The organism is Alkalibacterium iburiense (genome assembly GCF_039521845.1).
Taxonomy (GTDB): Bacteria; Bacillota; Bacilli; order Lactobacillales; family Carnobacteriaceae_A; genus Alkalibacterium; species Alkalibacterium iburiense.
Map to the genome: position 1 here is coordinate 1 of NZ_BAAACW010000064.1, position 10,741 is coordinate 10,741.

The 10,741-nt window shown below is 38.6% G+C and carries 10 protein-coding genes, 3 tRNA genes and 1 rRNA gene; 3 read left to right on the plus strand and 11 right to left on the minus strand.

Annotated features, from left to right (window positions below; all coding sequences use genetic code 11):
- Positions 1–108: 108 nt before the first annotated feature.
- A complete protein-coding gene (locus ABDZ53_RS05470; protein WP_343754587.1) occupies positions 109–1,386 on the minus strand; it encodes an ABC transporter permease in 1,278 nt (425 codons plus the stop codon).
- On the minus strand, positions 1,383–2,279 hold the full coding sequence (locus ABDZ53_RS05475) for an ABC transporter ATP-binding protein (protein ID WP_343754588.1): 897 nt from the start codon (positions 2,277–2,279) through the stop codon (positions 1,383–1,385). The genes ABDZ53_RS05470 and ABDZ53_RS05475 overlap by 4 nt, the downstream gene beginning before the upstream one ends.
- 694 nt (positions 2,280–2,973) lie before the next feature.
- Here ABDZ53_RS05475 and ABDZ53_RS05480 point away from each other — a divergent pair.
- Positions 2,974–3,498: a helix-turn-helix transcriptional regulator gene (locus ABDZ53_RS05480; protein ID WP_343754589.1), complete on the plus strand. Its 525-nt coding sequence runs from the start codon at positions 2,974–2,976 to the stop codon at positions 3,496–3,498.
- Positions 3,499–3,554: 56 nt separating this feature from the next.
- Here ABDZ53_RS05480 and ABDZ53_RS05485 read toward each other — a convergent pair whose 3' ends face one another.
- On the minus strand, positions 3,555–3,959 hold the full coding sequence (locus tag ABDZ53_RS05485; protein ID WP_343754590.1) for a secondary thiamine-phosphate synthase enzyme YjbQ: 405 nt from the start codon (positions 3,957–3,959) through the stop codon (positions 3,555–3,557).
- A 73-nt stretch (positions 3,960–4,032) separates the two neighbouring features.
- On the opposite strand from ABDZ53_RS05485, the gene proC reads away from it, so the two are divergent.
- Entirely contained in the window at positions 4,033–4,827 is a 795-nt protein-coding gene (proC, locus tag ABDZ53_RS05490) for a pyrroline-5-carboxylate reductase (protein ID WP_343754591.1), read from the plus strand.
- A gap of 28 nt (positions 4,828–4,855) precedes the next feature.
- On the opposite strand, the gene tadA is transcribed toward proC, so the two are convergent.
- The gene (tadA, locus tag ABDZ53_RS05495; RefSeq protein ID WP_343754592.1) at positions 4,856–5,359 is read right to left on the minus strand and encodes a tRNA adenosine(34) deaminase TadA; all 504 of its coding nucleotides are present in this window, start codon (positions 5,357–5,359) and stop codon (positions 4,856–4,858) included.
- 99 nt (positions 5,360–5,458) lie between these two features.
- Between tadA and ABDZ53_RS05500 the strand changes: the two genes are divergently transcribed.
- The gene (locus ABDZ53_RS05500; RefSeq protein WP_343754593.1) at positions 5,459–6,322 is read left to right on the plus strand and encodes a helix-turn-helix domain-containing protein; all 864 of its coding nucleotides are present in this window, start codon (positions 5,459–5,461) and stop codon (positions 6,320–6,322) included.
- Between the two features lie 48 nt (positions 6,323–6,370).
- On the opposite strand, the gene ABDZ53_RS05505 is transcribed toward ABDZ53_RS05500, so the two are convergent.
- From ABDZ53_RS05505 to rrf, 7 genes are all read right to left on the minus strand, one after another.
- Positions 6,371–6,718 carry a hypothetical protein gene (locus ABDZ53_RS05505; protein ID WP_343754594.1) on the minus strand — a complete coding sequence of 116 codons (348 nt, stop codon included), beginning with the start codon at positions 6,716–6,718 and terminating at the stop codon, positions 6,371–6,373.
- Between the two features lie 189 nt (positions 6,719–6,907).
- Positions 6,908–9,403 (minus strand): ATP-dependent Clp protease ATP-binding subunit, encoded by a 2,496-nt coding sequence (locus ABDZ53_RS05510; RefSeq protein ID WP_343754595.1) that lies wholly within the window; start codon positions 9,401–9,403, stop codon positions 6,908–6,910.
- A 3-nt stretch (positions 9,404–9,406) separates the two neighbouring features.
- Positions 9,407–9,892, minus strand: a complete 486-nt coding sequence (locus ABDZ53_RS05515; RefSeq protein ID WP_343754596.1) for a CtsR family transcriptional regulator — start codon at positions 9,890–9,892, stop codon at positions 9,407–9,409.
- 263 nt (positions 9,893–10,155) lie between these two features.
- Positions 10,156–10,229, minus strand: a tRNA-Arg gene (locus ABDZ53_RS05520).
- A 37-nt stretch (positions 10,230–10,266) separates the two neighbouring features.
- A tRNA-Lys gene (locus ABDZ53_RS05525) sits at positions 10,267–10,339 on the minus strand.
- A 10-nt stretch (positions 10,340–10,349) separates the two neighbouring features.
- Positions 10,350–10,422: transfer RNA gene (locus tag ABDZ53_RS05530), tRNA-Val, on the minus strand.
- Between the two features lie 29 nt (positions 10,423–10,451).
- Positions 10,452–10,567, minus strand: a 5S ribosomal RNA gene (gene rrf / locus ABDZ53_RS05535).
- Positions 10,568–10,741 lie beyond the last annotated feature (174 nt).

Genomic DNA, 10,741 nt, shown 5'->3' on the forward strand with positions numbered 1-10,741 from the left:
TTTTTTGACCCCACGCTGGAAGCTTTCCGGAACCCCCGGCATAGCCGAGGGTTTTCAAAGACCATAAAAAAAGCCTTCGAGAGCGGATCTCAAAGGCTTTAAAACTATTTACGCACGCATTTTTTTAGCTTGACGATTACTTTGCATCACTTTCCATGAACGTTTTATAGTTCCAAAAATATTGGTGTCTGAATAAATCAATACGTTGGATCGGTAAAACGCGAGTGACACCACGGATATGAGGACAGCAAATAATATAGTCCCAATAATCGATAACCATATCCCTAAGGTGCTGACGGTTTCGGAAGCAATCCTGAACGGCATAACAAAAGGCGTGAAGAGCGGGAAGTAAGACGCGACAACGCTTATGGTATGGTCAGGCACACTAAATGCGAATAATCCGACGTAAAACCCAGCGAGAGCTAAAAAGACAATCGGTGTGACGGCTTTATTGACGTCTTCCATCTTCGTTGCCAGAGACCCAAAGAAGGCTGCCAAGACAACATACATAATAACGCCTGTAATAAAGAATATAAGAGTGTACCCCATGAGTTCTCTAAGCATGGCTCCAATATCTATAGTACTGGTAATCATTTCTATAAACTCCGAGTTTCTGAAATAGAATAGCGCTGCTAAAGCAACCCCAACATAAATGGCTATTTGAGTCAGCAGAACCAGCATGACTCCCACTAATTTCCCGAAGAAATGATTTGTGGCACTCGCGCTGGATAAGATGACTTCCATAATACGGGTCCCTTTTTCATTAGCGACTTCTTCAGCAATAATCCCTGCGTAAGTCATGATAAACACCATAATCGCAATGCTGACAAAGTAGGCACCGAATTGCTGGACCATTAAATCAGTTGAATCCTCTTCCGTTATGGTTCCATCTTCAATCGATACATACCTTTCTTGAACATCCACTGGCTCAGATAAGGCGAATACTTCCTCCTGAGATAAATCGAGCTCAGATGCTCTCATCATCGTTTGATAGTTTGATAGAACCTCTGAGATAAGGGGGATAGATTCGTTTAAAGCATTCGCATGGACCACTTCAGCTTGAATACCCGATTCGGTTGAATCGATAAGCAGATAGCCTTCAATGGATTCATCACTTAAGGCCTCCTCCGCCTCTTCTTCTGTGCTTATAGAAGCATCCACTTCAAAATTCCATTCTTCTCCAGCGAAAAGAGACTGAACCTGAGTGTCTTCGGTGACAACAGCAATCGGAATTTGTTCAATATCCGTCGTGTCTCTTGAAGTAAAGTAGGCGATGGCGGCAATAAAACCGATGACTAAGATGGGCATCAAGACCATCATTAAGAACCCAAATGATTTAATATTCTTTTTATAGACCTCTTTTGTTATGACCCAAAATTTACTCATCTTTTCTCACCCGCCATTCGCTTAAATATTTCTTCCAAGGTTGGTGGCTGCTGACTGAATGTTGGGATATACCCGTTTCTAGTAGCTGCATCAAAGATGGCTTTTCCGTCTTCTGTTTCTGTTAAATGAACGACAGAGACTCCTTCTTTTGTCGTGCTCACATCTTTGACTCCAGGGAAAGCACGTAGCTCACCTTCTGTTAAATCAGACTCTAAAAATAGCTTGGTCCGACCAAACTGATTTCGAATATCACGGATAGTCCCATTCAATACAGGACGGCCATTTCTCAGCATAATTAAGCTATCACACAGCTCTTCAACGTTATTCATATTATGACTGGAAAAAATAATACAGGCCCCTTTAGCTTGAGCTTCTTTAATCCCGTCTTCCAGTAAATCAGCATTAACAGGATCCAGTCCGCTGAATGGTTCGTCCAGAATAATCAATTCGGGCTCATGAATCAGCGTGGTTATCAACTGAACCTTTTGCTGATTCCCTTTAGACAATGTTTTTATCTTGTCTGTTCGCTTCCCTTTCACTTCAAACTTATCTAGCCATTCATCGATAAGAGGTTTGATTTCTTTCGCTTTCTTCCCTCTCAGTTGAGCAAAATACAACAGCTGATTTTCAATCGATACTTTGGGATACAACCCTCTCTCTTCTGGTAAATAGCCAATACTGTTTAACACCTTTTTGTTTATGTATTGCCCTTTCCAAAGCACATCGCCTGTATCCGCCGTTAGTAAATCTAGTATAATCCGGAAAGTTGTCGTTTTTCCTGCACCGTTTTGTCCGATTAATCCCATTATTTCTCCTGGTTTAATCGTAAAATTAACGTCATCCACTGCAGTTAAATCACCGAAGGTTTTCCGTATATCTTTAACTTCTAACATAATTCATCTCCTTCTCTTAATATCTCCTTATATGTAACTATCGTCAGTTTACTCCAAATAAATGAGATTGTCATCGGGCTTCAGAACTATTTTTCACTATTTGTTCACACGATTAGGAATAAATGACTTATATAGCCCCACTTATAGTTATTATTTACTAAAAAAAGAGAATACTAATCTATCTCTATAGCTATTCCATTTATTTACTATTTTCTTTAATTTCTCTTTTCAAACACAGTCCAGTGAGTGCTCCAAGAAGAAATAAGATACTCATTAACGGATTCGGTATAAAGAAGTACCAGAATAAGAAAAAAATAATCACTAAACTATACTTCAACAGAATATCCATTTTTAAGACACTCTTACTTTGTGTAAAGCCCAACCCTCCTCCGATAAAAAATGATAAAATAGTATGTCTATCCGAGCCTTCTGGCCATGCTACTAGTAAAAAAATGTTGCCACTACTCCTAGTGTGACTAGGAGTAAATGTCTAATGATAATTCCTTTACTGTCGTCCATGTATTTAACCTCTTTTCCTTTTTACTTTCATAAACGTAGCACACTTTCCTTTCAAATGATGTCAAAAGTCGTTTACATCCCATCATTGGCAGCCATTTGCTTGCCTCCACCAGATTTAGTACAATACTTGCAAGTCAGTCGCTCTGAATAAAGAAAAAGAATGAGGCATAGAAAGATGACATTAGGAAAAAAATTAAAACAGTTAAGAAAAGAAAAAAAGTTAACTCAACAAGAATTTGCGGACAGATTATTTGTTAGTCGTCAGACAATCTCTAATTGGGAAAATGACAAATCTATTCCCAGTATGGATTTCATTGTTTCAATCTGTCATATGTGTGATGTAACAGTCGATTCCCTGATAAACACACTTGAAAAAGATACGGATGACTCCCTCAATGTAAATATGGCTTCTGAATCTCAACAAAATGAGGAAGACGCAGAAAAGAAAGTTATCCAAAAAAATAAAGAACGTGTGGTCTTCAACAGACTGCTATTTTTTAGATTCACACTGGTATGGATAGGGTCTTTTTTGACTGTATATTTTTTAACATCTCACCGACATTTTGAATACATATACTTCCCTATTAGTCTTTTAGTTGTTGGTTATTTCATTACTTTTCCAATAAATCAGTTAAAGAAAAAACATTCTTTGCATTCTCGGAAAGATGTGTCTGAATTTTTAGATGAACACTATAAGTAAGTGACATTGAAAAAAGTATGACACCCCCTAGTCTGGATGAACAAGGGGGTGTCTCTTTAACCTTCTATTATTTTTACATAGAGCGTTCGATTTCTTGGTCCATCGAATTCTGCAAAATACACACTCTGCCAAGTCCCAAGAATGAGTTTCCCTTCATGAATAATGAGCGTTTCACTCGCTCCGACAACGGATGATTTCATGTGTCCGTCAGAGTTTCCTTCCATATGGACATAATAATCATGATTGGGGAAAGTGTCATCCAGACCTTTTTTCAAGTCTACTCTGACATCGGGGTCAGCATTCTCATTGATTGTTATGGCGGCTGTCGTATGTGGGCAATAGACGACCATGATGCCGTCTTTTACACCACTTTCTTCCAACGCTTCTTCTAAATAGTGATCAATCATAACAAATTCTTGTTTAGCTGATGTTTTGACAGAAAACTTCTTGAGGTGACTCATATTTTTTTCCTCCTTCTTATTCTCCTACTACTTATGCTAAACTAAAGGAAACGTTTCGTAAAGGATGAGAATGATGAATATAGGCTTTATAGGTTTTGGAAACATGGCTAAGACCATAGCTAATGGACTAATTAATGAAGAAGTCACTCAAAAAGAAAGAGTCTTCTTTTCTACTCGGACAAAAGAGAGCCGGCAAAAAACAGAAAAAGAATGGGGAATAACAGGAGTAGAGTCGAATCAAGCTGTAATTGATTCAGCTGATGTCATCATTCTGGCTATGAAACCCCATCAGTTTGATGAAGTGCTTCAACCTCTAACAATCCCTAAAGAAAAACTTGTCATTTCTGTTGCAGCAGGTGTAACTAGCACAAAGCTGGAAGAACATCTTTCAAAAAATCAGTACTTTCGCGTGATGCCTAATTTGAATGCCCAAGTGCAAGCCTCTATGACAGCTATTGTTGAAAATAAGGAAGTGGACTCCAGGCAAAAAGAAGTAGTCGAGACACTTTTTTCTGCTATAGGGGAAGTGGTCTTTATACCTGAAGAGCAACTGAGCGTCTTCATCGCCTTAGCAGGCAGTTCTCCAGCCATTGTGTTTTTAATGATTGATACTCTCGCTCGTTCTGCGGTCAAGTACGGAATGTCTAAAGATACAGCCACTAAAATCGCCGCTCAAGCCGTTTTAGGCAGTGGAAAAACGGTTCACGAATCAGCTACATCGCCTTGGGACTTAATCGATCAAGTCTCTTCTCCAGGAGGAATTACGGTCGAGGCTATTCTAAACCTTATGCAGTCAGGTTTTTCTGGTTCTTTAATTCAAGCCGTTGATAAAATGGTAGAAAAAGATAATAAACTGTCCAACAATTAATCAAACGAGTAGCTTTCGATTAGGAAAGTTACTCGTTTTTTTCTTTTTTCTTTTGAGCTTTTTTCTTTTCTCTCAATGTCCTGAAAAAAGAGGTTAATAATTCCGCACACTCTTCTTCAAGTACTCCGGGGTAAACCTCGCATTGATGGTTTAAACGGTCATCCTCCAGAACAGTCATCAAGGTTCTGACCGCCCCGCCTTTTGGATCGGCTGCTCCATAATACACACTTTTCAATCGGGATAATACAATCGCTCCACTACACATGACACACGGTTCTAAAGTTACAAATAAGTGGCACTCTTCTAGACGCCAATTCTTTATTTTTTTGTTGGCTTCTTCAATCGCCAGCATTTCAGCATGTGAAGCTGCTAGTTGGGAACTTTCTCTTTGATTATGGCCCCTACCTATAATTTCTTTCTCTTTGACTAGGACTGCTCCAATGGGGACCTCCCCTATAGCTTCTGCTTTTTTGGCTTCTTGAATCGCTTCGTTCATATAATGGTTGATTTCTTCTATCGAAAATTCTTTCATGCTATCGCTCCAGTGTTCGCTTTTTATTCATTATACCTTAGTTTATTATTCACATAAACAGTGGTAAAATAGGTGTAATGAACGTGAGGAGGATTTAGTTTGAATTTTTCCAAAATTAAACAGCTATACCCTGATGCCCAGCTATCTGACTATCCTTTTTTAGAAAGCGATACTTTTCGTATACCTTACAAAAATAAATGGATTCATATTCCGACAGACAAATTGAATGATAAAGAATGGCATCTGCTCAATCTGTTAAAAGAGGAAGTCCAGCCCACATCTTTTCCCGTTTCTCGTTCGGATTGGTTTCAGTATCTAGAAGGCAATAAAGAGCTGCCTCCGCAAACAACCCGTTCGGTTCGCTTAATCCAACTTTATTTAGAAAAAATGGATGATCAGTTTGATTATTCCATCTGGATTGATTCAATTATTCACCTCTTTGATCCTGTTTTGGACGTTTTCTTTGTGACAAGTGATATGTGTTTTGTCGTCCAGGATAATTCTGCCCCTTCTCTATCGAGAGAAGAAATTACGGGAACGATAAAAACATTAGAAGATGACTTCTCGATTCGTACCAATGCCTATATAGGACACTATTGGCAGCCTGACTCTCATTTAAAAAGTATTCTTAAAGAAGAACAGGCCATATTCCAACAAGAAGTCACGCATTTAAATGATCGCATCAATGCTTTACCTGATGTCGCTCTCCGCTACTTTACTAAAGAAGCTGTCGCAGGTAGCTCCATTATGAAGGAGCTTAAGAAACAAATTGAAAATCAAGAGGATTGGAAAGAATTGGTTGTGGCCTTGTGGGAAAGTCAAGGTAACGTGAGTGTCGCTGCTAAAAATCTGTTTGTTCATCGTAATACCCTTCAATACAGGATGGACCGTTTTAATGAAACCACGGGTCTTTCATTGAAAAACATGAATGAACTCCTACTCTGTTATTTACTGATATTATAAAAGAACTTTTGAAGGTCAGATGATTCAGACCCTCAAAAGTTCTCTTTTTTATTTCATTTTCTTCATAAATTTTTTAGTATCTTTTGATTTATCGTGTACATAATCTTTCAAGTCAGAACCCATATGAGAGAATTTATCGCCAATATCATCTACCATATCTCCGGCTCCAACCAAGTCTCTCAAGTCTTCATCGGATAATTTGTCTAAAAACTTTCTTGTTTTGCTTTTATTGCCGGGTAACTTGTTGATGTATTTTTTGGCTTTATGTTTTCTCATCACCTTTTTTGTTTTCTTTTGCGCTGTGTCTGTTGAGAATAAAAATGTTACAATTCCAACGAGAAAAGCAACCCCTACGCCTAGCAAAATACTTTTATGTGTATCATCCATTCTATTCATTATCTCTATCAACCCTTTCTTATTTTTGTTACCCTCATCGTAACAAAAAGAGTGTATTTATACCAAAAATATGCCTTGTTCTCCATATATTTCAAATAAAGTGATAGACCGTCTTCAGATCTACAGTCTATTTTTCTATACAAAAAAACAGGAGATGCGCTATCAGCCTATCTCCTGTTTTCTTTGGTTTTATTTACTTGCTACAGCTTCTTTATTGTTATTTTTTTTGGATTCTCTTACTTTTAACGTAATAGCGCCTTTAGAAGCCCCTAAGGTCACTCTATCACCTAAACTAATTTCTCCGGCTAATAGTGATTCACTCAAACGGTCTTCCATTTTATTTTGGATGGCTCGTTTCAGTGGTCTTGCACCGTATTCTGGATCGAATCCTTCTTCTGCAATAACATCCATGGCAGCGGCTGTAATTTTCAATTCAATTCCTAATTCGTCCATTCTTTGAACGATATTACGTGTCAACAACTTAACAATTTCACGTAATTGTTCTTTCTCTAGAGAATGGAAGACAATGGTATCATCTACACGATTTAAGAACTCTGGTCTAAAGGCATTTTTCAGTTCTTCTCTGATTCGTTTTTCCATTGCACTGTGATCAAATCTCTTATCCACAGCTCCGAATCCAACAGATTTTTCATCTCTTAAGGCAGTTGCACCTAAGTTAGACGTCATAATCAGAATCGTATTTTTGAAGTCCACTTTTCGTCCTTTACCATCAGTTAATTGTCCATCATCTAGTACTTGAAGAAGTATATTAAAGACATCTGGGTGAGCTTTCTCCACTTCATCTAGTAAAATAACGGAATAAGGTTTCTGACGGATTTTTTCAGTTAATTGTCCCCCTTCATCGTATCCCACATAACCTGGAGGAGACCCAACTAAACGACTGGTACTGTATTTTTCCATATATTCAGACATATCAACCCGAATCAGTGCATCGTCGTCACCAAACATGGCTTCAGCTAACGCTTTGGCTAATTCAGTTTTACCTACTCCTGTTGGTCCTAAGAACATAAAGGAACCAATCGGACGGTTGGGATCTTTCAATCCACTTCTAGCTCTTCTGATAGCTTTAGAAACAGCTACAACAGCCTCATCCTGTCCAACTACACGTTCATGAAGGACTTTCTCTAGATTAAGCAACCGTTGACTTTCTTTTTCTTCCATCTGATTCACTGGAATACCTGTCCACTGAGAGACGACTTCTGTGATATCACTCGCTGACACTTCTAATTGTTCCACTTCACCAGCATTTTCTTGCTTAATAATCTTTTCTAGTTTCTTTCTTTGGCGCATTTCTTTTTCTCTAATCAAAGCTGCCCGTTCAAAGTCTTGAGATTGAATGGCTTCTTCTTTTCTAGCAATGTAATCTTCCAGAGCTTCCGTTGCTTTGGATAACGGAGTAGGCGAATCACTGACATCCATTCTGACTTTAGACGCTGATTCGTCCATTAAGTCAATGGCTTTATCAGGTAATTGACGAGAAGTGATGTAACGTGTGGAGAAATGAACCGCTGCGCGGATAGCTTCATCTAATATTTTCACTCCATGGTGATCTTCATAACGCTCTCTGAGTCCAAAGAGTATTTCTTCAGCTTCCATCTCTGTAGGAGGATCGACATGAATAGACGCAAATCTTCTCTCTAATGCCGCATCTTTTTCAATGTGCTTCTGGTATTCATCTAGCGTTGTGGCTCCAATCGTCTGAAGTTCTCCGCGAGCTAAAGCCGGTTTGAGGATATTAGACGCATCAATGGCCCCTTCTGCTCCTCCTGCACCAATAAGCGTATGCAATTCATCAATGAACAGAATCACTTCGCCATCATTGTAAATTTCATCAATAATCTTTTTCATGCGCTCTTCAAATTCACCACGGTACTTCGTTCCCGCTACTAGTGAACCCATATCCAATGTCATGAGTCGTTTATTTTGTAGCACTGGAGGTACTTCTCCTGCAATAATTTTTTGAGCCAATCCTTCTGCAATAGCCGTTTTACCAACACCAGGCTCACCGACTAAAACTGGATTATTTTTTGTTCGTCTACTTAAGACTTGAATAATTCGTCTGACTTCTTTGCTTCTTCCTACTATAGGATCCAACTTGTTTTCTCTAGCTTGCTGAGTTAAATCACGCGCTAAAGAATCAAGAGTAGGCGTTCCACCAGCAGTTGCTTGAGTAGGTCTAGACGAGCGTCTTCCTGCTAATTTGTTTTTCGCATTTTTTTCTTGAGTGCCTAATTTTTTCAGAACTAATTGTCTAGCTTTAGCTAAATTCACATCTAAATTATTTAATATTTTTGCAGATAAGACTTCTTGGTCGCGTAATAAGCCTAACAGTAAATGCTCTGTTCCAACTTGTGGGCGCTTCATTCTTCTTGCTTCATCTGTCGCATATTTAATGGTCTGTCTAGCTCTAGGAGAATAAGGAAGAACTGTACTTTCCGCAATAGCACTCCCGGGTCCGTAACTAGAGAAATGTTCAATCTCTTCTCTAATGTCATCTTCGGTAATATTTAGTTCTCTAAGAGTTGTTCCAGCAATTCCATCTTCTTCCATAACTAAACCTAACAACAAATGCTCTGTACCAACTGAACGATGGCGGAACATTTTGGCTTCCTTTTGAGCAATCAGTAGAGCTCTTTTGGCCCTATTTGTAAATAGTTCATTCATATTTTAGTCCGCCTTTCTTTTTTTGGGCATTTCATATCGCAAATTAGCCAACATATTTTTCAATAAGTTAGCTCGCAAGCGATTGTCTGTAAATTTATCTCCTGTATAAAGAGACTGATCCATAGCCACTAACATAAGCTTGGCCTCTCGCTTACTTATAATGTCGTTTTCGTATAAATTCTGCACAACTGAGCGTGAATCTCTTTCTGAAATAGACTTTCCAATTATTTCAATCATTGAATCTAGTCTATCCATTTCGTCTAACACTTGAACTTTCATTATACGTATATAGCCACCGCCACCACGCTTACTCTCTACTATATATCCATTTTGTATGGTGAATCGAGTATTGATCACATAATTAATCTGTGATGGCACACAATCAAATAACTTCGCTATTTCACTTCGTCTTATTTCTATCTGTTCTTTTTTATGCAATACGTCTTTTAAATAAGCTTCAATAATATCAGTCATATTTTGATTATTCATTTATAACATAACTGAAAGATGAATGCTTGAAAAATGATTCTAACTTTTTTGTCTGTACTTTTCAAGTATTCTTTCAGTATCCTCCTTTACTTCATTAATTAAGGAACCGAGTATAAGTCTGACTATTCTTGACTATTAACAATTATACCAGTAATAAGAACAAAGTTAAAGTAAGAGGACACCTCTAATGGACTTTTTAAAATACAAAAAAAGGTCGCTTCAGTTAAATACTGAAAGCCACCACCATTCATTTTAAAAAGTAACGCGCCCTAAAGGATTTGAACCCTCAACCGCCTGATCCGAAGTCAGGTGCTCTATCCAATTGAGCTAAGGACGCATTTGTAAGATAGTATCTCACTTTATGAAGAAAAAAATGAGCCATGCAGGAATCGAACCTGCGACCCTTTGATTAAAAGTCAAATGCTCTACCGACTGAGCTAATGGCTCGGTATAATAATGGGGACTAACGGGCTCGAACCGCTGACCCTCTGCTTGTAAGGCAGATGCTCTCCCAACTGAGCTAAGTCCCCTTATTCATTTATAAAACAAAAAAAGAGCTGCGCGGCAACGTCCTGCTTTCACAAGGGGAAACCCCTCACTATCCTCGGCGCTGGGAAGCTTAACGGCTGTGTTCGGAATGGAAACAGGTGGATCCTTCCCGCCATCGTCACCGCACAGTGACTCTTTTCTTATTACTATGAAAGAACTCCGTTCTCTCAAAACTAGACAGTTGATTAATAACTCGAAACAACACCACATCTTTACCCTTAACCCTCTTGCGTGGTTAAGTCCTCGACCGATTAGTACTGGTCCGCTCCACATATCACTATGCTTCCACTTCCAGCCTAT

Excerpts from the sequence above, each read along its gene's own strand:
- ABDZ53_RS05470 (WP_343754587.1), bottom strand. The coding sequence starts at position 1,386 with ATGAGTAAATTTTGGGTCATAACAAAAGAGGTCTATAAAAAGAATATT.
- ABDZ53_RS05485 (WP_343754590.1), bottom strand. The coding sequence starts at position 3,959 with ATGAGTCACCTCAAGAAGTTTTCTGTCAAAACATCAGCTAAACAAGAA.
- ABDZ53_RS05505 (WP_343754594.1), bottom strand. The coding sequence starts at position 6,718 with ATGAATAGAATGGATGATACACATAAAAGTATTTTGCTAGGCGTAGGG.
- ABDZ53_RS05475 (WP_343754588.1), bottom strand. The coding sequence starts at position 2,279 with ATGTTAGAAGTTAAAGATATACGGAAAACCTTCGGTGATTTAACTGCA.
- tadA (WP_343754592.1), bottom strand. The coding sequence starts at position 5,359 with ATGAAAGAATTTTCGATAGAAGAAATCAACCATTATATGAACGAAGCG.
- ABDZ53_RS05480 (WP_343754589.1), top strand. The coding sequence starts at position 2,974 with ATGACATTAGGAAAAAAATTAAAACAGTTAAGAAAAGAAAAAAAGTTA.
- proC (WP_343754591.1), top strand. The coding sequence starts at position 4,033 with ATGAATATAGGCTTTATAGGTTTTGGAAACATGGCTAAGACCATAGCT.
- ABDZ53_RS05515 (WP_343754596.1), bottom strand. The coding sequence starts at position 9,892 with ATGAATAATCAAAATATGACTGATATTATTGAAGCTTATTTAAAAGAC.
- ABDZ53_RS05510 (WP_343754595.1), bottom strand. The coding sequence starts at position 9,403 with ATGAATGAACTATTTACAAATAGGGCCAAAAGAGCTCTACTGATTGCT.